The sequence below is a fragment of the Pseudomonas sp. RC4D1 genome (genome assembly GCF_018390395.1).
GTDB classification, from domain to species: domain Bacteria; phylum Pseudomonadota; class Gammaproteobacteria; order Pseudomonadales; family Pseudomonadaceae; genus Aquipseudomonas; species Aquipseudomonas danubii.
The window spans coordinates 1,268,396-1,293,135 of the sequence record NZ_JAHBAW010000002.1 but is presented as its reverse complement, the minus strand read 5'-3'; the positions used below and the strand labels follow the sequence as shown (position 1 = coordinate 1,293,135).

Here is a 24,740-nt window from a genome sequence, read left to right as displayed (position 1 = left end):
GCTCCAAGTGTTCAGCGATTGACGAGTTTTCCGGGAATCTTGAAGACCAGCAGGGCGCCGATGAACAACGCGCTGGCCATGACGTACATGCCGATGGTGGTGCTTTGGGTCAGGTCTTTGAGAAAGCCCATCAGGTAGGGCGAGACAAAGCCGGCGAGGTTGCCCCAGGAGTTGATCAAGGCAATGCCGGCGGCGGCCGCGGTGCCGCCGAGAAAGGCCGTGGGCAGGCTCCAGAACAGCGGCAGGGTGCTGAAGGCGCCCATGGCCCCCAGGGTCAGGCCGATCATCGATACCGTGAAGTTGTCGCTCCAGGTGGCGGAAATCATCAGGCCGATACCGCCAAGCACGGCGGTCAGCGCCAAATGCCAGCGGCGTTCGCGCAACCGGTCGGCGCTGCGGGAGATCAGCACCATGGTCAGCGCTGCCGCGGCATAGGGAATCGCCGTGAGCATGCCGACCTCGAACACGTCGCTGACGCCGGCCTGGCGAATCAGCGAGGGCAGCCAGAAGCCAACGGTGTAGAAGCCGGCGATCATGCAGAAATAGATGGCGGTCAGCAGCCAGATCCGGGGTTGCCCGAACACTTGCCTGACGCTGTGAACCTGATGGCCGTCGGCCTCGGCCTCGATTCGGGCCTGCAGCAGGTTTTTTTCTTGGCGGGTCAGCCAGCCCGCGTCGGCGATACGGTCGCTGAGGCAGTAGATCACCAGGCCGCCCACCAGGATCGAGGGCAAGCCTTCGAGGAAGAACATCCATTGCCAGCCTGCAAAGCCCTGGTGGCCATTGAGGGCACTCATGATCCAACCGGACAGCGGCGCGCCAATCAACCCCGAAAGCGGTACCGCGGTAGCGAACAGGGCGTACATCTTGCCGCGGCGGTTGGAAGGGAACCAGTACGACAGATAGAGGATGACCCCCGGATAGAACCCGGCCTCGGCGATGCCCAACAGAAAGCGCATCACATAGAAGGAGGTAGGGGTGCTGACGAAAGCCATGCACGAGGAAATGATGCCCCAACTGATCATGATGCGAGCGATCCACAGGCGCGCACCGACCCGATGCAGGATCAGGTTGCTGGGAATTTCCACCAGAAAGTAGGCGATGAAGAAAATCCCCGCGCCCAGTCCGTAGACCGCTTCGGAAAATTGCAGGTCTTCGGACATCTGCAACTTGGCGAAGCCGACGTTGACTCGATCCAGGTAGGCCACCAGGTAGCACAGCAGCAGCAACGGCAGGATGCGCCAGGCGACTTTGCGATAAGCCAGGTCTTCAAAGGAGGCGGTGGGGGAGCGGGCGGCAGTTTGCGACAGTGATTCAGTCATGTCTTTACCCATCCTTTTTTCTTGTATCTGGGTGATTTTGTTTTTATCGGACTTGCTGAGGTGTCTTAGATATCATAATACATCATACGAATTCAACGGCCGGATACCGAGCGGGACGGCGTGCATGAAATGCAGTACCGTTAGTCACTTTGAATACAGAGATACTCATGTCCAAGCCTGACAACTCTTCCCTCGCCGTCGATTCCCTGGCGACGCTCAAGGATGCGGCCAAGGGCACCCTGGCGGATCAAGTGACTGCGGCACTCAAGGCGCATATCGCCAGTGGCGAGGCCCTGCCGGGTTCGCGGCTGCCCACCGAGCCGGTTATGTGCGAGCGTTTCGGGGTCAGCCGTACGGTCATCCGCGAGGCGATTTCGCGCTTGAAGTCGGCCGGGCTGGTGGAGGTGCGCCAAGGTAGCGGCACCGTGGTCAGCGAGGGCGCGCATATCAAGGCCTTCACTATCGATCTGGATGTACGCGGGTCGATCGAGGCTGTGCTCCGAGTGACCGAACTGCGACGTGGTATCGAGGGCGAGGCGGCGGCGCTGGCGGCGCAGCGGCACACCCCCGAACAACTGCAGGCGATCCATCAGGCATTGCTGGCCATCGATGTGGCCGAGCAGGCCGGCCAGGACGGCGTGGAGCAGGACCTGGCGTTTCACTTGTCGATTTCCCAGGCCACCGGCAATCCGCTGTATCCCTCATTGCATGAGTTCATTGCCCAGTTCATCAAGGAGGCGATCCGCATTACCCGTTCCAATGAGGAGCGGCGCCGGGATCTGGCGCACTCGGTGCGCGATGAGCATTTCGCGGTCTATGGGGCCATCGCCGCGCGTGATGTCGAAGGGGCGCGGCAAGCAGCGCTGAGCCACATCCACAATGCGGTGGAACGGCTCAAGAGTGCCGATCCGTCATTCTGGCGGGACTCCGGATCACGTCTTGCCTGATAGGCAGCGTCGCGCTGGCCCATCAGTCTGAGTGGCCGGCCCTCATCGGAACATGAGGGCCGGCCGTCTCAGGGGGTATCAGAAGTGGTATTTGACCAACAGGCTGGCGGTGTCCTGGTTGGTCTCGAAGTTACGCGAATCCTTGATGCCGTATTTGTTCTTCCAGTAGTCGTACTCGAAACCGACGTACAGCTGCTTGGCGCCCCAGTTCAGTGCCTTGCCCAAGTCATATTTGATCTGTGGGTTGAAGTGCAGGTTGGCGTGGTAGGTGCCCTTGGCGTTCTGGTCGTTGTCCACCACCCAGTCCATGAAACCGTCGATCAGGATGTCCGAGCGGCCCACGGGAATGGTGTAGGACCACACCGGAGTGATCTGCCAGACGTTGTCACCCGCGCGGCTGCCTTCGGTGTGGCGCTGGTAGAAGTTCAGCTGGAAGTAGTCGAAGCCCGGTACTGCCAGGTCGAAGCCCGGGCCGATCAGGTAGGACTCATTGTCGCCTTCGCCGAATTCGTAAGTGAACGCCAGGAGCACGTCCTTGATCGGGCCGAATTCCAGTTTCTGGTCGAAGATCTTGCCGAACGACAAGCGTGGCGAGAACTCGCCGTAGTAGGTGTCCGGGCCGACATTGCCGTCTTCCTTGCCGTTGTAGAAGATGCGGTCGAGGAAGAAGAAATTGTCCCCGTACTTCCAGGCGTCGGCGTGTTCGAAGGTGACCGTCTGTTGAATCTGCGGGTTGACTTCGAAGTTCTTGCCATACAAGTAAGTCAGGCTGTTGTTCTGCCATTGCAACAGGTCGCCAGCCACGGCCTGCCCCCCGGCCAGCAGGCTGGTGGCCAACATCAGGCTCTTGCACATCGATTTCATTCGGTTGCTCCCAAGTAGGTAGTTCCACGTTTTTTTGGCTTGACGCTCTGGTGTGGCGCCTTTTTTCTTTGCTGTAAAAAACCATCCGATCGGTCAGCTTTGTTGCTTTTAGCAAGAGCTGAGCCAAGGCCGAAAAAAAGCAAAAAACTCCCGTCCAGCTGTAGCGATACAGCCGGGCGAGAGTGTTTTCGCGATATTTTCGGGCGCCTTGTTACCTGTCCAGGCCGGGATAAGTTGGCTCTTGGGTCAGGTTTTTCATCCGGGCTTTTTTTTAGACCAGATTTGCGCGGCCGCGGAGAATACTGGCTCTCACGGCAGGGCTCAAGTGCGCCGCAACGGCGCACTTGCAACCACTTTGGGGCAGGCCGGCCGACCATATCAGGCAGGTATCCGCAATGAAGGGCAATAGCCGGGCAATGATCGCTGGCCATCGGGGAGCTGGGCCGGCGACGATGGCCGTGGAGCGGCCACCGCCAGAGGGGCTTGGGCAGGCTGCATAGGAGTGCTCCCTGTTTGTTTTTATTGTCAAGGCGCGGCGTCTGTGGGCAGCGCTCGGTCCTGGGGGCCGAGCGCCGCATTCAAGCGTGAACGGTGCAGCAGCACCCGGGCGCCGAACCGGCGCCCGGGGGGCGGCTCAATGCTGATGAGCGTGGTGGGCGCTGTTGGCCGCGCGCTCGCTGCCGCCGAGGATGTTGAACAGCAGGTTCAGCACCAGGGCGCTCAAGGTCGCCATGGCAATGCCGCTGTGGGTGATGGGGCTCATCCACAGCGGCAGGTGGGCAAAGAACTCCGGGCGGACCACGGGAATCAGGCCCATTCCGATGCTCACAGCCACCAGCAACTGATTGCGGCGGTCAGCGATGTCGGCTTCCTGGAGGATCTTGATCCCGGTGGCGGCCACCATGCCGAACATGGCGATGGCTGCGCCGCCCAGTACCGCTGGAGGAATCGAGGCCACCAGGAACGCCGCCTTGGGCAGCAGGCTGAGGATGATCAGCAGGCCACCGGCGACGATGGTCACGGAACGGCAGCGCACCCCGGTCATCTGCACCAGGCCGATGTTCTGGGCGAAGGAAGAGTGGGTGAAGGTGTTGAGGAACCCGGCGAAGAACGACGCCCCGGCATCACACAGCAGGCCGCGGCGCAGCATGCGCGGGGTGACCTCCTGGCCGGTGATCTTGCCCAGGGCCAGGAACATCCCGGTGGACTCGACGAAGATGATCACCACCACCAGGCACATGGACAGGATGGGGGCAAGATGGAACTGCGGCATGCCGAAGTGCAGCGGCGTGACCACCTGCAGCCAGGGCGCCTGGGCCATGCCACTGAGGTCAACCATGCCGATCAGGCCGCAGAGGATGTAGCCCAGGCCCATGCCGATCAGCACGGAAATATTGACCCAGAAGCCACGCATGAAGCGATGGATCAACAGGATAGTGCCCAGCACCAGCGCGGCGATAGCCAGGTAGATGGGGGACCCGAATTGCGCGGCAGCGCTGCCGCCGCCGGCCCAGTTCACCGCCACTGGAAACAGTGACAAACCGATCGAGGTGATGACCGTCCCAGTGACCAGGGGCGGGAAGAAACGCACCACCTTGGACATGAACGGCGCAATCAGCATGCCGAAGAACCCTGCGGCGATGGTTGCACCGAAAATCCCCTGCATGCCGATCCCGGGCATGCCGGCCATGGCCACCATGCTGCCGACGGCGGCGAAGCTGGCCCCCATCATCACCGGCATGCGAATGCCCATGGGGCCGATGCCCAGCGACTGGACGATGGTGGCGATCCCCGCTACCAGCAGGTCGGCATTGATCAGGAAGGCGATTTCTTCACGACTCAGGCCCGCGGCCTGTCCGATGATCAGCGGCACCGCAATTGCACCGCCGTACATCAGCAGAACGTGTTGCAGACCGACCAGGATCAGTTGCAAGAAGGGCAGACGCTGAATGGCGGGCGCATCGGGGACGCACTGTTCGGATGAATCGGACATGCAACACCTCGGATCTTTTTATTCTTGTGATTTAACCGCTGCGTCTTTACGCGCAGCGTGTCTGCAACGGGCGAAGCTTGAGCGGCTGATGGCAATCAAGCCCGCCCCTACAGATGAGTCCGGTTCTGTAGGGGCGAGCTTGCTCGCGAATCGGCCCGGCGACAGGCGCTGATCAGTTGGTCTGGGCGCCCTGGGCAATCCAGGCACCGATCAGTTCACGTTCCTGTTGGGTCATCTGCGTGATGTTGCCCAATGGCATGATCTGACTGGCGACGGACTGGGCCTGGATACGTGCGGCTTGCAGGCGGATCTGTTCCGGGGTATCGAACATCACCCCGGCCGGTGCCGTGCTGAACAGGGGGCTGGTGGGCTTGGCCGAATGGCAAACCGTGCAGCGCTCCTGGATCACGTTATGCACCTTGTCGAAGGATGGCCCGGCATTGGATGCCTGTGCCGGACTTGCCGCTGGAGCCGCCGGGGCTTCTGCGCTGGCTGGCGCCGCGGGTTTGGCGCCACCGCCCAGCGCGGTTTCCGGCAGGGGCTGGTACTCGATCTGGCCGGCGGCCTTGGCTACTTCGGGGGCGCTGGGAGCTGGCGTCGGACCCGTCACGTAAGCCAGGCAGATCATGCCCAGTGCAGCAACGGGCAGGGTCCAGGCGAACTTGTGGCTGTCATGCCGGGTGTTGAAGTAGTGACGTACCAGCACCGCCAGGACCGCGATCCCGGCCAGGATCAACCAGTTGTACTGGCTACCGTAGGTGCTCGGGAAGTGGTTGCTGATCATGATGAACAGCACAGGCAGGGTGAAGTAGTTGTTGTGACGCGAACGCAGCAGGCCCTTGGCCGGCAGGGTCGGGTCCGGTGTGCGGTTTTCCGCGATCGCCGCCACCAGTGCGCGCTGGGCCGGCATGATGATGCGGAACACGTTGCCCACCATGATGGTGCCGATGATGGCGCCCACATGCAGGTATGCGCCACGGCCGCTGAACACTTTGCTGAAACCGTAAGCGGCGGCAATCAGCAGAACGAACAGGATGAAGCCGAGCAGGGCAGGTTTCTTGCCCAATGGCGAATCGCAGAGGAAGTCATAGACGAACCAGCCGGCAATCAACGCGCCGATACCGATGGCCACGCCTTCAGGACCGGTCAGGCCGCTGCCGGGGGCAACCAGGTAGAGCATCGGGTTGTAGTAGAACACCAGGCACAGCAGGGCAATCCCCGACAGCCAGGTGAAGTAGGCTTCCCACTTGAACCAGTGCAGGTTCTCCGGCATCGAGGGCGGGGCCAGTTTGTATTTTTCCAGGTGATAGATACCGCCACCGTGAATCGCCCAGAGGTCGCCGGACAGGCCGTCCTTGGGGTTGACGCGATTGAGGTTGTTCTCCAGCCAGACGAAATAGAACGATGCGCCGATCCAGGCCACACCAGTGATCATATGTACCCAACGCACGCTCAGGTTGAGCCATTCCAACAGATGTGCTTCCACAGTCTTTACCTCTTGCCTGTCACCCTTGTTGTCGGGTGATCAGACCTTCTCTTATTGGTGGGGGGCGAGGATCAAACACTCATCCTCTTTGAAGAAATGCTCATCGCAGTTATTGCCTTTGCCACTGCGATCAACCACCAGGAAGTCATCCCGCTTTTCGATCGTCAGCACCGGGTGGTGCCAGACGCCGCGATGGTAATTGATGCCCTGCCTGCCATTACTGACGAAGGCGCGGACCAAGCCTGATACAGGTTCATCGCCAAGTGGCGCGACCACGATCAGAAAGGGGTTGCCGAGCAGCGGAATGAAGGCCTGGCTGCCCAGCGGATGGCGTTCCAGCATGCGGATGGTCAACGGCATTTCCAGCGCGTCGGCGCGGAAGATGCTGATGATCGCCTGGTCCTCCGGCTGGGCGGTTTCAACCGTTGCCAGGCGGTGGAAGCGCATGGTCGAACCATTGTTGATCATGAAGTGATCACTGCCGTCGGTTTCGATCACGTCACCGAAAGGGGCGAAGGCTTCTTTGCTCAGGGGTTCAATCATCAATGTGCGCATGCTGTTCTTCTTATCTTGAGTGTGTTTTGTCTGTTTTGCGGTCATCGCGAGCCAGCTTGCTCCAACAGGTGCGGGCTGGCCTGCGATGGGGGACGTCCTATTTCGCGACCTTGCCCAGGAGGCGCAAGCGGCTGACGCCACCGTCCGGAAACACGTTCAGGCGGATATGGGTGATCGGCCCCAGGGCTTTGATCTGCTCGACAAAGCTGTGCTCGGCATGCATTTCCAGCTTCTGGCTGGGTAGCAGTTCACGCCAGAACAGGCTCTGGGTTTCGATCTGGCTGTCGGTGCCGCCCTTGACGAATGCGCCCTGGATCGAGCAGCTGTCCGGGTAGTTGCCCTTGAAGTGCAGGGTGTCGACGATGATCTTCTCGATTTCGCCGGCGTGGCCCAGGGCGACGATCACCCAGTCATTGCCGGGAGTGCGACGGCGGGCCGTTTCCCAGCCGTCGCCCATGTTGATGCCGCGGCCCGGGTTGAGGAGGTTGCCCATGCGTCCGAAGTGTTCGTCGGAACAGGCCAGGGCACGACCGCCGTTAAGGGCCGCAGCCAGGTCGACTTGTTCGTTGTCACCGATGGCCGACCAGTCGCGGTACGGCGTACCGTAGACCCGCAGGCGCGCTACACCGCCATCCGGATAGATATTGAAGCGCAGGTGACTGAAGGGCTGGTCGTTGTTGATCTCGTGGTAGTGATGGCTGTTGCCTTGCAGCTCGACAGCAGACAGCACTTCGACCCACTGGGTGTCTTCGCCAGGTTCACCTTCGCTGAGGAAGCAGGCTTCCAGGGACGCCGATGGCGGGAAGTTGCCGGTGAAGAACGAGGTGTCGATGTCCACGCCCTTGATCGAGCCAGGCACGCCCAGGCGGATCACTGCGCTGTCGTAGCCTTCGAAGCGCTTGCGACGGGATTCCCAGCCATCCATCCACTTGCCGTTGTCATCGAACACGCCTTCCTTCCAGACAGCCGGGGTTGGCTGGAACAGCCGGTTTGCGTCAGCGAACCAGTCATCGGTGACCGAGATGATCTTGGTGCCCAGGCGCGCATCGGCCAGGTTGACGAACTTCTCGAAAGGGGCGGCGTAAGCTTTCATTCTTCTTGTCTGCCTTGAAATAGGTGGCTTGGGATGCACGTAGAACCGGGAGTGGCGCGAGGGCATCCAGGTTCTCGGGGCTATCCTCAGGAGCGGGTCGCTACAGGGTCAGCAATCTGAACAATGCAATCTTGTTGATCTCTGCCAGCGCGCACTTGAACTCAGTGTCCACCGAGTTGTGGATGCGCGTTTCGAACGCGGCGAGAATCTGGTGCCGGTTGCTGCCTTTCACCGCCATGATGAAGGGAAACTTGAACTTGGCCTTGTAGGCATCGTTCAGCTCGGTGAACCGTTGGAACTCTTCGGCTGTGCATTGGTGAATACCGGCGCCAGCCTGTTCGTTGGTGCTGGCTTCAGTCAACTGGCCCTGGACCGCGGCTTTGCCAGCCAGATCCGGGTGAGCGTTGATCAGTGCCAACTGGCTGGCGTGATCGGCGCTCAGCAGGATATCGCTCATGCGCTGGTGCAGGCCTTCAATCTGGTCGACGGAGGCGTCAACACCCAGGTCGTAGGCTCTTTCAGCCACCCATGGCGAATGTTCATAGATGTCGGCGAAAGCCTCGACGAAGGCTTCACGGCTCAGGGTCGATGGCTTGAGGCTCTGGAAAGCAGTCATTTCGCCGCTCCCTGGTAAGGATGGGTCTGGTGCCAGTGGCGGGCGATATCGACACGACGGGTGAACCACACCTGTTCATGGCCTTTGACGTATTCGATGAAGCGCTTGAGGGATGCCAGGCGGGCCGGGCGACCGATCAGTCGACAGTGCAGGCCGATGGAAAGCATCTTCGGGGCTTCGGCACCTTCGGCGTAGAGCACATCGAAGGCATCTTTGAGGTAATGGAAGAAGTCGTCGCCCTTGTTGAAGCCCTGGACCTGAGTGAAACGCATGTCGTTGGTATCCAGGGTGTAGGGGATGACCAGATGCGCCTTGCCGGTGGGGTTGTTGGGTTCCCAGTAGGGCAGGTCGTCGTCGTAGGTATCGCAGTCATAGAGGAAGCCGCCTTCCTCCATTACCAGACGTCGGGTGTTCGGGCCGGTACGGCCGGTGTACCAGCCCAGTGGGCGTTCACCGGTGATTTCGGTAAGGATGCGGATCGCCTCGAGCATGTGCTCGCGTTCCTGGGCTTCGTCCATGTACTGGTAGTCGATCCAGCGGTAGCCGTGGCTGCAGATCTCATGGCCGGCCTCGACCATGGCGCGGATCAAGTCCGGATGGCGCTGAGCAGCCATGGCTACGGCAAAGATGGTCAGCGGAATGTCGAATTCCTTGAACAGCTTGAGGATCCGCCAGACGCCGGCGCGGCTGCCATACTCGTACAGCGATTCCATGCTCATGTTGCGCTCGCCCTGCAGCGGCTGCGCCGAAACCATTTCCGACAGGAACGCTTCCGATTCCTTATCGCCATGAAGGATGTTGCGTTCGCCGCCTTCTTCGTAATTGAGCACGAAGGACAGGGCGACACGAGCATTGCCTGGCCAGTGAGGATGAGGGGGGGTAGAGCCATAACCGATCAGGTCGCGAGGGTAGTCAGCGCTCACTGCAGTCTTCCTTCTTGTTCGTGATAACGGTGGCGTGGCGGAACCTGAAGCCGGAAACCCAGGTGAGCGTCACTGCGATGGACTGATTGTATACAAGTTTATATTCACTTTGTAAGCCTGATTTTTTGCATTTTTCTGCTTTTGTCGCTATGGCCTGCACCTGCAAGAAACTTGCCTATATGGTCAGCTAATGGATCGCAAGTCGTCTGCTGCTGTGGTGTTGAGGTCAATTCACAGGCTTCCGGGTATAGCGCTACCGGAGTGAATATTTGTGATTATTATTGTGTACAATTTTTTTGAAAAGTGTCTTAATCATGGCCTCGCCGCAGCTTTTCACCCGCCGAAACGCTGTGGCCCTCTTTCAATCACTGACTCCGGGAGGCGCGAGGCCTGGGTGCACCAGTTGTGACAGGCACGCAGAATCAATGGGACGTTTGACTACACACGTTTTGGACGCCGCACATGGCTGCCCTGGCAGCGCTATCAAGGTCGAGCTGTATCGGGTTGAAGGGGCGCAGATGGAGTTGGTCGCCAGCACCCTGACCAACAGCGATGGCCGTTGCGATGCGCCGCTGCTGCAGGGCGATGACTACCGTTCCGGGGTTTACCAACTGCATTTCCACGCTGGCGATTACTACCGCGCCCGGGGTGTACAACTGCCACAGCCGGCGTTCCTTGATGTAGTCGTGCTGCGGTTCGGTATCAGTGCCGAGCAGGAGCATTACCACGTGCCGCTGCTGATCTCGCCGTACAGCTATTCGACCTACAGAGGAAGCTAGGACTTTCCCCCCAAGAATCCTGCGCAAATAGCTTCTTTGGTCCTTGCCCGCTCACACTGCGGGCTTTTTTTCGCCGGTTGTAAAGTCGTCGCCGGCAAGCCAGCTCCTGGCTGAGCGGTGCAGGAAACGGCTTGCCGGCGAAACGCTCAACGGCTCAACAGGGATGCGGCTCCAGCTCCCGTGAACAGCCCGGCACTGATGCGATTGAACCAGCTTTGGCCCTTGCCGCTGCGCAAGTAATGCGCGGCGCCATGGGCACCGAGGCCGTAGGCCAGCTTGCAGGTCAGGTCCAGTAGGGTCCAGGTGGCGACCATGATCAGCAGTTGCGGTAGGAAGGGCTGCTGGGCATTGAGAAACTGTGGCAGGAACGCGGCGAAGAACAGAATGTCCTTCGGGTTGCTGGCTCCCAGGACAAAGGCGCGTCCGAACAGTGCACGAAAGCGCGGTTTCAGTGCGACTTCCGGTACCACCGCGCCGTGGGAAAGCTGCCGCGATTGCTGCCAGCTCTGCCAGGCGAGGTAGAACAGATAGAGGGCGCCGACGATCTTCAGGGCGCTGAACAGTTGCTCCGAAGCCAGCAGCAGTGCGCCCAGGCCCAGCGCGGATGCGCTCAACAGGCAGATCGAGGCCAGGACCCCGCCGAGAAAGGCCGGGTATGAGCGGCGCAGGCCATAGTTCAGGCTGTTGCTGATCATCAGCAACGACAAGGGACCCGGAATCAGGATCACTACCAAGGTAGCGCCACTGAACAGCAGCCAGGTTTCCAGACTCATTACATTCTCCCAATACACAAAAACCCCATCCGAAGGGATGGGGCGGGTGAGAGCAGGTGCGGCTTACAAGAAAATGAACTTGGCGATGAAGATCGCACACAGCACATACAGGCTGATGGAAATTTCCTTGTGCTTGCCCGTTCCTGCCTTTAGTACCACATAGGTGATGAAACCCAGGGCAATGCCATCGGCGACGGAAAAGGTCAGGGGCATCATGATTGCCGTGACAATCGCCGGAATGCTGTCGGTGGCTTCGTCCCAGTTGATATGGGCCATGCCGCCCATCATCAGCATCGCAACGTAGATCAAGGCACCTGCTGTGGCGTAAGCAGGGATCATGCCTGCCAGCGGCGCAAAGAACATGGCGGCAACAAATAGCACACCTACGGTGACGGCGGTAAGGCCAGTCCGCCCGCCCGCGGCCACACCGGCGGCACTTTCCACGTAGCTGGTCACCGGCGGCACCCCGACTACTGCGCCGAAGACGCTTGAAGCACTGTCGGCCTTGAGGGCGCGCGAGAGATTCTCGATCTTGCCGTCGGCCTTCACCAGGCCGGCACGCTGGGCCACGCCCATCAGGGTGCCGGCAGTGTCGAACATGTGCACGAAGAGGAAGGCCAGTACCACGCTGATCATGCTGACGTTGAACACCCCGGCAACATCCATGGCCATCCAGGTGGGCGCCAGGCTCGGCGGGGTGGACAGGATGCCGTTGTAGTGCACCAGCCCCAGGCCCCAGCCGGCCAGGGTCACGGCGATGATGCTGATGAGGATTGCGCCGAACACTCGGTGGTAGCTGAGCACCGCGATCATCAGAAAGCAGATGGCCGCCAGCAGCGGACCCGGTTCACGCAGGGAGCCGAGCTTGAGCAGGGTGGCCGGGCTGTCGACGATGATGCCCGCTGTTTTCAACCCGATCAGTCCGAGAAACAGCCCGACACCCGCTCCCATGGCGAAGCGCAAGCTCACCGGAATGCTGTTGAGCAGCCATTCACGAATCCGCGACAAGGTCAGGATCATGAACAGCACACCGGAGATGAATACCGCGCCGAGTGCGGTTTCCCAGTTGTAGCCCATGGTGCCGACCACGGTGTAAGTGAAGAAGGCGTTGAGACCCATGCCCGGGGCCAGGCCCACTGGCCAGTTGGCATACAGGCCCATTAGCAGGCAGCCCAGGGCGGCAGCGATGCAGGTGGCAACGAAGGCGGCGCCGTGGTCGATGCCGGCGTCGGCCATGATGTTGGGATTGACGAAGATGATGTAAGCCATGGTGATGAAGGTTGTCACACCGGCAATCAGCTCGGTCTTCACCGTGGTGCCATGCAACCTGAGTTTGAAGATGCGCTCCAGCCAGCCGCTGTTCAGCGAGGGCGAGAGGTCCAGCGGAGAGGCTTCGGATTTGCGGCTTTCCACAGCGAGTACTCCTCAAGAGTTTTATTGTTTTTTCCAGAACCGGGCACGGGAGGGTGGGCAGCGGCTCTTTGAGGCAGGCAGGGCTTGTGGGGTTTGTTGACCTTTGGGTCAAGAACTCACACGTGGCGAATTATGCTTTTGTATACAAAGAAAGCAAATAATGTTTTTGGTTTTGTGTGCGAAAAATCTGAGGACTTGGCTATATCACCATCGCCCTTTATGCCGGGCAGTGCGGAGGGTAGGTCAGAGTCTGTTCGGCGGCCTGGGAGGGCGCGCCGAGAGGAAGGGGCTATCAGTCGTCTGCAGGTTTTCCCGCCAGGGCCTGGTTTACTGCCAGCCAGCCATTGACCGCACTTTCTCCGGCTTCGGCGAAGGCCCGTTGCAGCAGTTTTACCTGTTCGCGACGCAGGGATTGTTCAAAGCGCGCGCCATCGTCGGTCAGTTGCAACAGGCGTTTTCGTTTGTCGCTGGCTGGGGCGATGCTGTCTACCAGGTGCATTTCCATGAGTTGGCGCAAAGGCGTATTCAGCGCCTGCTTGCTCACCCCCAGCAGCGTGAGCAGTTCTTTCACACTCAGGCCGGGGTAGCGGGCAATGAAAAACACGATGCGCTGGTGCACGCGACTCAAGCCTCGGCGTTCGAGCATTTCGTCGGCCTTGGCGGTAAAGGCCTGATAGCCAAAGAAGAAGGCTTCCATGGCGGCTTGTTGCGAGGTCTGGTTTTTAAGGTCAAGCATATTGACGTATCTGCGAGAGTCGGCGTAATTTCGGTCAAGCAGTTTGACGTATTTCCTCCGACCTTTGCTAGCGGTGACCTCCATGGCCTTCTCCGAACGTGTATCGCGCCTCAAAAGCTCCTTGATCCGTGAAATCCTTGCTGCGGCCCAGCGCCCGGAAGTGATGTCGTTCGCTGGAGGGCTGCCGGCCGAGGTGATGCTGCCCAAGGTGCAGTGGCAAGACATGCCCTTGTCCATGGGGCAATACGGCATGAGTGAAGGCGAGCCGTCGTTGCGTGAAGCCCTGGCTGCCGAGGCGCGCAAGCTCGGCGTGCCTTGCGAGGCGAGCCAGGTCCTGGTGGTCAGCGGCTCCCAGCAGACCCTTGATCTGGCGGCCAAGCTGTACATCGACAAGGGCACCCAGATCCTGTTGGAGGCTCCGACCTATCTGGCTGCCCTGCAGATCTTCCAGTTGTTCGGTGCCGACTGCCTGACTGTGCCATTGGAGGCGGACGGTCCGGATCTGGCGCAGATGCGCGCCCGCCTGGAACAGCATCGTCCAGCCTTCGTCTACCTGATTCCGACCTTCCAGAATCCTTCGGCGGTGCGCTACAGCGAAGCCAAGCGCGAGGCGGTGGCGGCCCTGCTGGACGAGTTCGGCGTGACCCTGATCGAGGACGAGCCCTATCGCGAGCTGACCTTCGACGGTGGCAGTGCGACCCCCATTGTCAGCCGCCTGAAAAAGGCCAGTTGGATCTACACCGGCACCGTGTCGAAGACCCTGCTCCCGGGATTGCGGGTTGGCTACCTTATCGCCAGCCCGGACCTGTTCCCTCATCTGCTGCGCCTGAAACAGTCCGCGGACCTGCACACCAATCGCGTCGGCCAGTGGCAGGCCATGCAGTGGATCGGCAGCGATCAGTTCCAGCAGCACCTGGGTGAACTGCGAAGTTTCTACCGCCTGCGCCGTGATGCCTTTCAGGTCGCGCTGCAGACTCATTTCGCCGATCTGGCGGACTGGCAGGTGCCCCAGGGAGGGCTGTTTTTCTGGTTGAGCTTGAAACAACCCCTGGATACCCGCACTTTGCTCAAGTCCGCGTTGGAACAAGACGTGACTTTCATGCCCGGCGAACCGTTCTTCTCTGAACCGGAGCGCAATCATGGGCATCTGCGGTTGAATTTCAGCCATATCGATCCGGCACGGCTGGACGAAGGCCTCAAGCGGCTGGCCACCGTGATACGTCAAGCACAGGCTGCACAGGCAGCCTAAGGGGAGGGCCATGTACAAGGTTTATGGCGATTACCGTTCGGGCAACTGCTACAAGATCAAGCTGATGCTCAGTCTTCTGGGGCTGCCTTATGAGTGGCAGGCGGTGGACATTCTCGGAGGCGATACCCAGACCGAAGCCTTCCTGGCGAAGAATCCCAACGGCAAGATACCGGTGCTGGAGCTGGAAGACGGCACCTGCCTGTGGGAGTCCAACGCGATTCTCAACTTTCTGGCCGACGGCAGCGAATTCCTGCCCAGCGAACCGCGCCTGCGCACCCAGGTCCTGCAATGGCAGTTCTTCGAGCAGTACAGCCACGAGCCTTACATCGCGGTGGCGCGCTTCATTGAACAGTACGAGGGCTTGCCCGAAGAGCGCCGGGACGAATACCTGAAGCTGCACAAGCGTGGCTACAAGGCGCTGGATGTGATGGAAAAACAATTGAGCCGCACGCCGTATCTGGTGGGCGAGCACTATTCCATTGCCGATATCGCGCTGTATGCCTACACCCATGTGGCCCATGAAGGCGGTTTCGATCTGACCCGCTATCCGGGTATCCAGGCCTGGGTCCAGCGCGTACAGAGCCATCCGCGGCATGTCGGGATGTTCGATTGAGCGGATTTTCCGAGGGGGCAACTGACCCGGGACAGCATCGTCCCGGGGAGAGGCTTCAGGCCGCCGAGAAGCGCTGGTTCAGGTAATCGATGATCACCTTGGATTCATACATCCAGGTGGTCTGGCCGTTCTCTTCGATACGCAGGCATGGCACCTTGATCTTGCCGCCCTGCTCCAGCAGGGTCTGGCGATCCTGCTCGTTGTTCTTGGCGTCGCGCAGGGCCACCGGTACGTTCAGGCGGTGCAGGGTACGGCGGGTCTTCACGCAGAACGGGCAGGCGTGGAACTGATACAGGGTCAGGCCCTTGGCGGCCTGCTCGACTTGCGCTTGAGCGGCGGCAGCGCGCTTCTGCTTGCGCGGGCGGGTGATGAAGTCGATGAAAATGATGAGTTGGCCCAGGCCGACTCGCAGCGCTTTGACGATCACGGTATTGCCTCTTGCCCATGAATGAAGGGGCGGCAGCTTACCTGATTTTTGCCGGACGAAAAAAACCGGCGATCAACGCCGGTTTTTTCACTCAGGGCCTGTTACTTGATCAGGCTGAGGAACTCGCTGCGAGTCGCGGCATTTTCGCGGAACTCGCCCAGCATCACCGAAGTGATCATCGACGAATTCTGCTTCTCCACACCGCGCATCATCATGCACATGTGCTTGGCCTCGATCACCACTGCAACTCCCAGAGCGCCGGTCACTTGCTGGACGGCGTCGGCGATTTGCCGGCTGAGGTTTTCCTGGATCTGCAGGCGACGGGCATACATGTCGACGATGCGCGCGACTTTCGACAGCCCCAGGACCTTGCCGCTGGGAATGTAGGCAACGTGAGCCTTGCCGATGAATGGCAGCAGATGGTGTTCGCACAGCGAGTAGAGCTCGATGTCCTTGACCAGCACCATTTCGCTGTTGTCAGAGCTGAACAAGGCACCGTTGGTGACTTCTTCCAGGGTTTGGGCATAACCGCGGCAAAGGTACTGCATGGCTTTGGCGGCACGCTTGGGCGTATCGAGCAGGCCCTCGCGGGAGACGTCCTCGCCCAGTTGGCCGAGGATCGCGGTGTAATTCTGTTCCAGGGACATGAAACTACCTGTGGGATTTTACGCAAAGGGCAAGGGTACGGTGGCAGACACGGCGCTGCAAGCTTAGTGCAGCGGCTTTATTCGTCGCGGCCTTCCATCATGGTGCGTTTGAGCATGACGTACAGCGCGCCAGTGCCGCCATGTTTAGCCTGGCAGGAGGTGAAGCCCAGCACTTGTGGATGCTGGCGCAGCCAGGTGTTGACGTGGCTTTTGATCATGGGGCGCTTGCCGTCCAGGCGCACGGCCTTGCCGTGTGTGACGCGTACACAGCGGATCTCGAATCGGGTGGCTTCGGCGAGAAACGCCCAGAGGGTTTCGCGGGCCTTTTCCACGGTCATGCCATGCAGGTCGAGGCTGCCTTCAAAGGGAATCTGGCCGACTTTCAGCTTGCGCATCTGGCTTTCCTGAACCCCGTCGCGGGCCCACATCAGCTCATCTTCAGGTCCCACATCGATGACGAACTGATCGGACAGCCCGTCCACCGTCGTGGTCTCGCTACGCACTGTGGCAGCCTGGCGCAGCTTGGCGATCTGTGCACGGTCGGCCTTGGGTTTGCCTGTGTCGGCCCGATCGTGCTTGATCGGCTTGACGCCGCGGATCTCGTTTTTGAACAGGGAAAAATCGTCGTCTTGCATGTCAGCCTCCGCGAAGGGCGGCTAGTTTACCCAACTCGGAACACCTTAAGGCGCGCAAATCGCGCCCAGGGTCGTCAGTCGTGTTTTTTCATCAGGTGTGGCGCCATGTTCAGTGCCAGGGGCTGGCGCATTCGGCGCCGGCAACGCCGCCACAGGCGCACACCGATGTACAGCAGTAGCACGCCGATCAGCAGGATCAGCGCCGAGCCCAGTGGGCTGGCGTTGAGTTCTCCTAGCGCCGGAGCGCGTCCCAGCAGGCTTGCGGTCCCGGCCAGGGCCAGCAGCACGCCGAAGGTCGCCAGCAATGCAGAGAATCCAGCCCCCAGGCGCAGGCGCCAGTTTCGCGGGCTTTTGGGCCGCAATCGGCGTGCGTCAAAACCATCGGATATCTTCATTCCGACCTTCCTCAATGGGTATCGGCCCTTCGACCGGGAGTTGACCGGGTGGTTCCTGAGGCTAAGGCAATTGCTGCAAATGCGAGGCGTTTATGGATGAGCGGCCCGCCAGCCGCTCACCAAGGCTGGTCAGATCAGGCTTGCGGTCTGGGCGAGAGTGGCAAAGTTGTCGGCCATGATCGCCATTTCAGTCTGCTGAACATGCTCGGCGCTGAGAATGCCGCCCTTGTAGGGCAGGTCACGGGTGGCACAGGCGTCCTCCACCAGGGTGCAACGGAATCCCAGGTTCTTCGCTGCTCGCACGGTGGTGCTGACGCTGGAGTGGCTCATGAAACCGGCGACGATCAGGTCCAGGGAGCCCAGATCCTGCAGGCGCTTTTCCAGTTCGGTGCCGTGGAAGGCACTGGGCAGCAGCTTGCCGATGATGGTCTCGTCGCCTTGGGGCTCAAGGCCGGGGATGAATTCGCCGCGCTCGCCCTGAGGGTCGAACAGGCCGCCGACGGTGCCAAGATGGCGCACATGCACAATGGGCCGGCCGGCAGCCCGGGCTGCGGCCAGCAGTTGGCCGATGTTGGCCACTGCCTTGTCCATGCCGGACAGGGCCAGGGGGCCGCTGAGGTACTCTTTCTGGGCGTCGATGATCACAAGGGTCGCGTGGCTCAAATTGGCCGCTGCATAACCACGACCGCTGAGTTGAAACATCGTCTTTGGAACGGACATTCTGGGGCTCCTGTGAGTGGGGCTTTTGCGACATTGTCCTCTGGCGGAGCGCTTCTGTGAATCGCTACTAACGTAAGGTGCGCCGTTGTTGGCCTGCAGCCTTGTCAAGAGGGGCAAGGTATTTGGCTTGCCGGGCAAAAAGCGGTCGGTCGGGCGATTGTACGGCGGTGGTTTTTCATTCGTCGTCGGCAGGCGCTTTGGCTGTTAGAATTGCCGGTCGTTTTTTCAGGAGTCTGTCCCGTGATCACTTCCCGCCTTCGCACCTTGCGTGACCATATCCGCTGGGCTGTCAGCCGCTTTCATGGGGAGGATCTGTTCTTCGGCCATGGTACCGACAACGCCTGGGACGAGGCCCGCCAATTGGTGCTCGGAGCCTTGCATCTGCCCTGGGAAATCGCCGACAGCTACCTGGACTGCGCGTTGGAAGACGACGAGTTGGTCCACCTTCAGCACCTGCTCAAGCGCCGAATCGAAGAACGCGTGCCCACAGCCTACCTGTTGGGCGAGGCCTGGTTCTGCGGCATGTCGTTCATCGTTGACGAGCGTGTGCTGATTCCCCGCTCGCCCATCGGCGAGTTGATCGAGAAACGCTTCGAACCCTGGCTGGGCACTGAGCCTGCGCGGATTCTCGATCTGTGCACCGGCTCCGGTTGCATCGGCATCGCCTGTGCCTATGAGTTCCGCGAGGCCGAAGTGGTGCTGGCTGATCTGTCCTTCGAAGCCCTGGAAGTGGCCAACCAGAACATTGAGCGCCACGGTGTCGATGAGCGGGTGTTCACCGTGCAGGGCGATGGTTTCGATGGCTTGCCGGGGCAGCGCTTCGACCTGATCGTTTCCAACCCGCCTTATGTCGATGCCGAAGATTTTGCCGACATGCCGGACGAGTACCAGCATGAGCCCGAGCTGGGCCTGGCCTGTGGTGATGATGGTCTGAATCTGGTGCGTCGCATGCTGGCCCAGGCCGCTGATCACCTGACCGAGAAAGGCTTGCTGATTGTCGAAGTGGGCAATAGCCAGGTGCACGTCGAGGCGCTGTACCCCGAAGTCGACTTCGCCTGGCTGGACTTCGAACGCGGCGGTCACGGTGTATTCATGCTCACTGCGGAGCAGTGCCGCGAGCATCAGGCGCTGTTCGCCGCCCGCGCCTGAGCCATGTGCCGGCCCGCGCAAGGCGGGCCTTGATCCCTGAAGAGGTTGCGACTCAGCGGTGAGTCGCAATCCAGATCAGCAGACCCGCCTGGAAGACCGCGAAGGCCACCAGGCAGGTGATGGTGAAGCGCAGACCGGTGTCTTCACGTTTGTATTTGGTGACTTTCTCTTCCTGCTTGCGCAGTTTGACTTCCAGCTCCTCCAGGTTCTGCTCGGCCTGCTGGAGCATCTGTGCGGCTTCCAGTATCTCCACGAACTGCAGTTTCTCGGTGTTCCACTGGCTCAGCAGCTCGCCCACTTGAACATCCTTGACGCTGCCCTTGAGATGCTGGGCATCGGCATACACCACGTCGAAGCCCTGGGTACGCAGCACATGATCGCGGCGCAGGCGAGTGTCCTCATTGAGGGCGTCCTTGTTAGCGAGCTCGAAGCCGTCGACCCGGTAGTGCGGCCACTTCTTCTGCGCCCACTGCGCGGCCTGGGCCAGCAGGAAGCGTCCGATGCCACGGTTCAGTGGTTCGATCTGCAGCCCGCCTTCGGGCTCGAAGTGCACCCGGTGGGTGTCGTGCTCGACCCAGACATCCAGGTGATTCTGTTCCTTGCGCACCCGCTGGCCGGGCAGGCTGATGGTCATGCGCAGCAGGCTGTGCTCTTTGTTGTTGCGTTCGGCATAACCGAACTCGACAAAACGCAAAGGGCGCCCGCCGGTGGCGCGATCGGTCTGCAGGGGCGCCAGGCGCAGCATCTTGTGATGTTCAGCCTGGACGTCCGCCCACGGCAACGGCGCCGCTTCCGGTACGGCGGCTTCCTGCTCGGTGGCGGGTGAATTCGAGGTATCAGTCATAACGGCAAGTCCTGTCCAATCGCTGCGCGCCGACAGCAATCGAACGGCCGGCAAAGGCTTATCGGCCGTTTTTTTCAGGACTGGAGGGTAAAAACAGCCTAACGGGTGTGAAGTCCGTCAATAAAACTGATGATGGATCGGCCCAGTTCCGCCGCCAGGGGCAATTGCGGGTCCTTGTAGGACGCCAACTGGCGCTTGAGATCGTTGGGTACGATACGCAGCACATGGTTCATGCCGTCGATCAAGGTCAGTTGAGCATCCGGTTTTGCCGCCTTGAGCACCCGGGCGTCGTCGATGCTGACCTGGATATCGTTGCTGCCCTGAATGATCAGCGCCGGCATTTTCAGGCGGGCGAAAGCGGCGGCCGGGTCCTCGCGGAACAGGGTGATCAGATAGGGTTGCACGCTAGGGCGGAAGATCACTTGCAAGGCCGGTGGCACATCGTTGTCAACCTGACCGGCCTTGAGGCTGTCCAGCAGTTCATTGCTGCGCACCATCAGCGCCGGCGGCAGGCGATAACTCAGTTGCTGGCGCAGCACCTGATCCACGGGGCGGGCGGTGCCGGAGATGGAAATCACGCCGGCGGCGTCCAGTTGGGCGGCGGCGAGGCTGGCGATCAGCGCGCCCTCGCTATGGCCCAGCACGATCAGTTGGCCCAGGCGCGGGTCGGCCTTGAGCTGCTTGCCCCAGGCCACGGCGTCGGCCACATAGGCGTCGAGGGTCAGGTTGCGTTCATCCGGGGTCGCCGCGAGGCTGGCCGCTACACCGCGCTTGTCATAGCGCACGCTGGCGATGTTGTGCTTGGCCAGCACCCAGGCCAGGCGCTTGAGGCTATCGTTGCGCCCGCCGTCGGGGTTGTTGCCGTCGCGGTCGGTGGGGCCGGAGCCTGAGATGATCAGTACCACCGGCACCGGCTGCGCAGATTTGGGCAGCAGCATCGAGCCGTACAGCTCGCCGTGGCCGGTGTCCAGGCTTACGGGGCGTTGCAGGACGGCCGCGTTGACCAGGCCGGTGAACAGGGAAAGGCTCAAGAGAAGGACTCGCAGCATCATCACGCCATCATGGATAAGGTGCCGGTTGGACTCGGGCAGGGGCAGAAGGTTCGAGGATGAACTAGTTGGGTAGCCTGCGTATACTTGCGCCCTTCAGTAATCCTGATTGAGTTATTTCGGCTGATTTCACGGAGCTCCCCGCATGTCCGGCAATACCTACGGCAAGCTGTTCACTGTCACCACCGCGGGCGAAAGCCATGGTCCGGCGTTGGTCGCCATTGTCGACGGCTGCCCGCCGGGCCTCGAGCTGTCCCTGGAAGACCTGCAGCGTGACCTGGACCGGCGCAAGCCCGGCACCAGCCGTCACACCACCCAGCGCCAGGAACCCGATGAAGTCGAGATCCTTTCCGGGGTGTTCGAGGGCAAGACCACGGGCTGTTCCATTGGCCTGTTGATCCGCAATACCGACCAGAAGTCCAAGGACTACTCGGCGATCAAGGATCTGTTCCGTCCGGCTCACGCCGATTACACCTACCACCACAAGTACGGCATTCGTGATTACCGTGGCGGCGGTCGCAGCTCGGCGCGGGAAACCGCCATGCGCGTGGCGGCCGGGGCCATCGCCAAGAAATACCTGGCCAGCCAGGGCATCGTGGTGCGCGGTTACATGAGTCAGCTGGGCCCGATCGAGATTCCTTTCAAGACCTGGGACTCGGTGGAGGACAACGCATTCTTCAGCCCCGATCCGGATAAGGTTCCGGAGCTTGAAGCCTACATGGACCAATTGCGCCGGGATCAGGATTCCGTGGGAGCGAAGATCACCGTGGTCGCCGAAGGCGTGATGCCGGGCCTGGGCGAGCCGATCTTCGACCGGCTGGATGCCGAACTGGCTCATGCGTTGATGAGCATCAATGCGGTCAAGGGCGTGGAAATCGGCGCCGGTTTTGCCAGCGTCGCCCAGCGCGGCACCGAACACCGTGACGAACTGACCCCGCAAGGTTTCCTCAGCAATAACGCTGGCGGCATTCTTGGCGGGATCTCCTCGGGGCAGCCGATCGTTGCCCACCTGGCCCTCAAGCCGACGTCCAGCATCACCACGCCAGGTCGCTCCATCGACGTTGATGGCAATCCGCTGGACGTGATCACCAAGGGCCGTCACGACCCTTGCGTGGGCATTCGCGCCACCCCCATTGCCGAAGCCATGATGGCCATCGTGCTGCTGGATCACCTGCTGCGTCACCGCGGCCAGAATGCCGACGTGCGCGTCAGCACGCCGGTACTGGGCCAGCTGTAATGGCGGTTCTGCCAGTCGCTACGGTCTGATGACCGTGGCGGCGCTGCCGTACTGGCGGCTTTCCAGTTTCTACCTGTTCTATTTCGCCCTGCTGGGGTCGACGGCACCGTTTCTGGCGCTGTATTTCGATCACCTGGGGTTTTCCAGCGCGCGGATCGGCGAGCTGGTGGCCATTCCCATGCTCATGCGCTGCGTGGCGCCCAATCTTTGGGGCTGGCTGGGGGACTACACTGGCCGGCGACTGGCGATCGTGCGCTTTGGCGCCATCTGCACCCTGATCTGTTTCTCGCTGATCTTCGTCAGCAAGAGCTACGCCTGGCTGGCCATGGTCATGGCCCTGCACGCGTTTTTCTGGCACGCAGTCCTGCCGCAGTTTGAGGTGATCACCCTGGCGCACTTGCAGGGGCAGACCTCTCGCTACAGCCAGATCCGTCTATGGGGTTCCATCGGTTTCATTCTTACCGTGGTGGCTTTGGGACGCCTGTTCGAGTGGCTGAGCCTGGATATCTATCCGGCGGCACTGGTGGCGATCATGGGCGGCATTGTGCTCAGCAGCCTGTGGGTGCCCAACGCCCAGCCTGTGGTGCAGGGGCCGCGGTTGGCCGGGGAGGGCTTTATCAAGCAGTTGCGTGGCCCCGGGGTGCTGGCCTTCTACCTGTGTGTGGCCCTGATGCAGATGAGCCACGGTCCTTACTACACCTTCCTGACCCTGCACCTGGAGCACCTGGGCTATACCCGTGGCCTGATCGGCATGCTCTGGGCTCTGGGTGTGGTGGCCGAGGTGCTGATGTTCCTGGCCATGAGCCGGATTCTGGCGCGATTTTCCGTGCGCCGGGTGTTGCTGGCGAGTTTTCTCTTGGCGGCTTTGCGCTGGGTGCTGCTGGGCAGCCTGGCGGAGCATCTCGGGGCACTGTTGCTGGCGCAGGTGCTGCATGCGGCAACCTTCGGCAGCTTTCACGCCGCGGCCATCCATTTTGTCCAACGCAGTTTCGGTGCTCGCCAGCAGGGCCAGGGCCAGGCGCTGTACGCCGCCCTGGCGGGAACCGGAGGTGCCTTGGGCGCCCTGTATTCCGGCTACAGCTGGAACGCCCTGGGCGCCACATTGACCTTTAGTATTGCTAGCGTCGCCGCCCTGGCCGCAGCCGTTATCATTGCCACCCGCATGCAAGAGGAGTTGCCGTCATGAGCAGCCTGTCCGTCTACCACGTATCCAGCCCGGACCTGCCGAACAAGGTTCTGACCCACTTTGACGATATCGCTGCGACCTTGGCCGAACAGGGGATTGGCTTTGAGCGTTGGCCAGCCTCGACGCGGATCGAGCCGGGGGCCAGTCAGGAGGAGGTGATTGCGGCCTATCAGGAGCAGATCGATCGGCTGACGACCGAGCAGGGTGATGTCAGCGTGGATGTGATCAGCCTCAACCGTGACCATCCACAAAGAGCCGAGCTGCGTGCCAGCTTTCTCGACGAGCATCGCCATGACGAGGATGAAGTGCGGTTATTCGTCGCCGGACGTGGACTGCTATCTCTGCACATCGACGACTACGTCTATGCCGTTCTTTGCGAAAGAAACGACCTGATTTCGCTGCCAGCGGGCACTGCCCATTGGTTCGATATGGGGGAGGAGCCGCACTTGGTAGCCATTCGCCTGTTCAGCAATCCCCAAGGCTGGTCGGCCAGCCTGACCGGCGACGCTATCGCCAGCCAGTTCCCACGCCTGGACGATTGAGCGGCAAGCTCTACGTCAACGGGCCGGTCCCACGCAAGGTGGGCCGGCCCGAGCAGGAAACCGAAGGTGGCTTACGCGGAGTGGTAAGTCGGCAAGGCAAAGCGGTTCTGGCTTTGCAGCATGGAAATCTGCGGCAGCTCACTGGCCTGTTCGGCCAAGTCACGACGAATTGCACTGATGACCCAGGACAGCTGGTCGGCGGCATGCAGCTGCGCGTAGGAAATCGAACGCTTGAACTGTTTGCCTTCGCTGTTACGCAGGGTGAGCAGGATGCCACCGTCAGGACGGGGTTGAGTGGTCACTTCGAAGTTGGAGAACAGGGAAGAAAACTTTTCTTGGATCAGGCTCATGTCTATCAGCTCCGTTAGCTCTTGAAGGGCAAGCGTGGAGTGATAGGTGCAGCGATTGTGCCAGTATTGTTTTTTTATAAAATCCTTATAAATCAAGAACTTATAATTTCTAGGAAATTTCAATCTCGTGCAAATTGCATGAATGGCCATCGTGCATCCTGCATTTTGCAGGTTGGCGGCGATTAGCCGTGGGCGTG

At 60.7% G+C, this 24,740-nt stretch carries 27 protein-coding genes; 8 read left to right on the top strand and 19 right to left on the bottom strand.

Features of this window, described 5'->3' with window-relative positions; translation table 11 throughout:
* Positions 1-11: 11 nt before the first annotated feature.
* Positions 12-1,322 carry an MFS transporter gene (locus KHO49_RS21430; protein ID WP_102860797.1) on the bottom strand — a complete coding sequence of 437 codons (1,311 nt, stop codon included), beginning with the start codon at positions 1,320-1,322 and terminating at the stop codon, positions 12-14.
* Positions 1,323-1,489: 167 nt separating this feature from the next.
* Between KHO49_RS21430 and KHO49_RS21425 the strand changes: the two genes are divergently transcribed.
* Positions 1,490-2,269 (top strand): FadR/GntR family transcriptional regulator, encoded by a 780-nt coding sequence (locus KHO49_RS21425; protein ID WP_249735698.1) that lies wholly within the window; start codon positions 1,490-1,492, stop codon positions 2,267-2,269.
* Positions 2,270-2,347: 78 nt separating this feature from the next.
* Here the strand turns inward: KHO49_RS21425 and KHO49_RS21420 are convergent, their stop codons facing one another.
* From KHO49_RS21420 to puuE, 7 genes are all read right to left on the bottom strand, one after another.
* Positions 2,348-3,133, bottom strand: coding sequence for an outer membrane protein OmpK (locus KHO49_RS21420; protein ID WP_102880513.1), 786 nt, complete (start codon positions 3,131-3,133; stop codon positions 2,348-2,350).
* Between the two features lie 634 nt (positions 3,134-3,767).
* Positions 3,768-5,126, bottom strand: coding sequence for a nucleobase:cation symporter-2 family protein (locus KHO49_RS21415; protein WP_102860799.1), 1,359 nt, complete (start codon positions 5,124-5,126; stop codon positions 3,768-3,770).
* Positions 5,127-5,298: 172 nt separating this feature from the next.
* Positions 5,299-6,612 (bottom strand): urate hydroxylase PuuD, encoded by a 1,314-nt coding sequence (locus KHO49_RS21410; protein ID WP_102880512.1) that lies wholly within the window; start codon positions 6,610-6,612, stop codon positions 5,299-5,301.
* Positions 6,613-6,663: 51 nt separating this feature from the next.
* Positions 6,664-7,167, bottom strand: a complete 504-nt coding sequence (locus tag KHO49_RS21405) for an ureidoglycolate lyase (RefSeq protein WP_102880511.1) — start codon at positions 7,165-7,167, stop codon at positions 6,664-6,666.
* Positions 7,168-7,264: 97 nt separating this feature from the next.
* Positions 7,265-8,260: an allantoicase gene (gene alc / locus KHO49_RS21400; protein WP_102880510.1), complete on the bottom strand. Its 996-nt coding sequence runs from the start codon at positions 8,258-8,260 to the stop codon at positions 7,265-7,267.
* Positions 8,261-8,360: 100 nt separating this feature from the next.
* Positions 8,361-8,876: a 2-oxo-4-hydroxy-4-carboxy-5-ureidoimidazoline decarboxylase gene (gene uraD, locus KHO49_RS21395; protein WP_102860803.1), complete on the bottom strand. Its 516-nt coding sequence runs from the start codon at positions 8,874-8,876 to the stop codon at positions 8,361-8,363.
* Positions 8,873-9,799, bottom strand: a complete 927-nt coding sequence (gene puuE, locus KHO49_RS21390) for an allantoinase PuuE (protein WP_213665794.1) — start codon at positions 9,797-9,799, stop codon at positions 8,873-8,875. The genes uraD and puuE overlap by 4 nt, the downstream gene beginning before the upstream one ends.
* 425 nt (positions 9,800-10,224) lie before the next feature.
* Between puuE and uraH the strand changes: the two genes are divergently transcribed.
* Positions 10,225-10,578 (top strand): hydroxyisourate hydrolase, encoded by a 354-nt coding sequence (uraH, locus tag KHO49_RS21385; protein ID WP_110594648.1) that lies wholly within the window; start codon positions 10,225-10,227, stop codon positions 10,576-10,578.
* Between the two features lie 146 nt (positions 10,579-10,724).
* Here uraH and KHO49_RS21380 read toward each other — a convergent pair whose 3' ends face one another.
* The 3 genes from KHO49_RS21380 to KHO49_RS21370 all read right to left on the bottom strand — a co-directional run bounded on the left by KHO49_RS21380 (position 10,725) and on the right by KHO49_RS21370 (position 13,500).
* Positions 10,725-11,351, bottom strand: a complete 627-nt coding sequence (locus KHO49_RS21380; protein WP_123394162.1) for a LysE family translocator — start codon at positions 11,349-11,351, stop codon at positions 10,725-10,727.
* 63 nt (positions 11,352-11,414) lie between these two features.
* Entirely contained in the window at positions 11,415-12,764 is a 1,350-nt protein-coding gene (locus tag KHO49_RS21375; RefSeq protein ID WP_102880506.1) for an NCS2 family permease, read from the bottom strand.
* A gap of 292 nt (positions 12,765-13,056) precedes the next feature.
* Positions 13,057-13,500 carry a MarR family transcriptional regulator gene (locus tag KHO49_RS21370; protein WP_102880505.1) on the bottom strand — a complete coding sequence of 148 codons (444 nt, stop codon included), beginning with the start codon at positions 13,498-13,500 and terminating at the stop codon, positions 13,057-13,059.
* Between the two features lie 82 nt (positions 13,501-13,582).
* Between KHO49_RS21370 and KHO49_RS21365 the strand changes: the two genes are divergently transcribed.
* Both KHO49_RS21365 and KHO49_RS21360 read left to right on the top strand, forming a co-directional pair.
* Complete coding sequence (locus KHO49_RS21365; RefSeq protein ID WP_102880504.1) at positions 13,583-14,749, top strand: aminotransferase-like domain-containing protein; 1,167 nt, start codon at positions 13,583-13,585, stop codon at positions 14,747-14,749.
* 10 nt (positions 14,750-14,759) lie between these two features.
* Entirely contained in the window at positions 14,760-15,362 is a 603-nt protein-coding gene (locus KHO49_RS21360) for a glutathione S-transferase family protein (protein WP_102860810.1), read from the top strand.
* Between the two features lie 55 nt (positions 15,363-15,417).
* Here KHO49_RS21360 and KHO49_RS21355 read toward each other — a convergent pair whose 3' ends face one another.
* The 5 genes from KHO49_RS21355 to KHO49_RS21335 all read right to left on the bottom strand — a co-directional run bounded on the left by KHO49_RS21355 (position 15,418) and on the right by KHO49_RS21335 (position 18,186).
* Positions 15,418-15,789: a glutathione S-transferase N-terminal domain-containing protein gene (locus tag KHO49_RS21355; RefSeq protein WP_102860811.1), complete on the bottom strand. Its 372-nt coding sequence runs from the start codon at positions 15,787-15,789 to the stop codon at positions 15,418-15,420.
* Between the two features lie 101 nt (positions 15,790-15,890).
* Positions 15,891-16,436, bottom strand: coding sequence for a GTP cyclohydrolase I FolE (gene folE / locus KHO49_RS21350; RefSeq protein ID WP_011062625.1), 546 nt, complete (start codon positions 16,434-16,436; stop codon positions 15,891-15,893).
* Positions 16,437-16,513: 77 nt separating this feature from the next.
* Complete coding sequence (locus KHO49_RS21345) at positions 16,514-17,071, bottom strand: Smr/MutS family protein (protein ID WP_102880503.1); 558 nt, start codon at positions 17,069-17,071, stop codon at positions 16,514-16,516.
* A 74-nt stretch (positions 17,072-17,145) separates the two neighbouring features.
* Positions 17,146-17,466: a hypothetical protein gene (locus KHO49_RS21340; protein WP_102880502.1), complete on the bottom strand. Its 321-nt coding sequence runs from the start codon at positions 17,464-17,466 to the stop codon at positions 17,146-17,148.
* 129 nt (positions 17,467-17,595) lie between these two features.
* Positions 17,596-18,186 (bottom strand): cysteine hydrolase family protein, encoded by a 591-nt coding sequence (locus tag KHO49_RS21335; protein WP_016962781.1) that lies wholly within the window; start codon positions 18,184-18,186, stop codon positions 17,596-17,598.
* A 240-nt stretch (positions 18,187-18,426) separates the two neighbouring features.
* Between KHO49_RS21335 and prmB the strand changes: the two genes are divergently transcribed.
* Positions 18,427-19,335 carry a 50S ribosomal protein L3 N(5)-glutamine methyltransferase gene (gene prmB / locus KHO49_RS21330; RefSeq protein ID WP_102860813.1) on the top strand — a complete coding sequence of 303 codons (909 nt, stop codon included), beginning with the start codon at positions 18,427-18,429 and terminating at the stop codon, positions 19,333-19,335.
* Positions 19,336-19,387: 52 nt separating this feature from the next.
* On the opposite strand, the gene KHO49_RS21325 is transcribed toward prmB, so the two are convergent.
* On the bottom strand, positions 19,388-20,179 hold the full coding sequence (locus tag KHO49_RS21325) for a hypothetical protein (protein ID WP_102880501.1): 792 nt from the start codon (positions 20,177-20,179) through the stop codon (positions 19,388-19,390).
* A 98-nt stretch (positions 20,180-20,277) separates the two neighbouring features.
* Entirely contained in the window at positions 20,278-21,231 is a 954-nt protein-coding gene (locus KHO49_RS21320; protein WP_249735697.1) for an alpha/beta hydrolase, read from the bottom strand.
* 142 nt (positions 21,232-21,373) lie between these two features.
* Between KHO49_RS21320 and aroC the strand changes: the two genes are divergently transcribed.
* From aroC to KHO49_RS21305, 3 genes are read left to right on the top strand one after another with little or no spacing between them, the layout of a single operon-like run.
* Complete coding sequence (aroC, locus tag KHO49_RS21315) at positions 21,374-22,465, top strand: chorismate synthase (protein WP_110594636.1); 1,092 nt, start codon at positions 21,374-21,376, stop codon at positions 22,463-22,465.
* A gap of 28 nt (positions 22,466-22,493) precedes the next feature.
* Entirely contained in the window at positions 22,494-23,651 is a 1,158-nt protein-coding gene (locus KHO49_RS21310) for an MFS transporter (protein WP_213665793.1), read from the top strand.
* Positions 23,648-24,193, top strand: coding sequence for a 1,2-dihydroxy-3-keto-5-methylthiopentene dioxygenase (locus tag KHO49_RS21305; protein WP_213665792.1), 546 nt, complete (start codon positions 23,648-23,650; stop codon positions 24,191-24,193). Before KHO49_RS21310 ends, KHO49_RS21305 begins: the two co-directional genes overlap by 4 nt.
* A gap of 71 nt (positions 24,194-24,264) precedes the next feature.
* Here KHO49_RS21305 and KHO49_RS21300 read toward each other — a convergent pair whose 3' ends face one another.
* Entirely contained in the window at positions 24,265-24,543 is a 279-nt protein-coding gene (locus tag KHO49_RS21300) for a DUF3509 domain-containing protein (protein ID WP_019093389.1), read from the bottom strand.
* Positions 24,544-24,740: the final 197 nt, after the last annotated feature.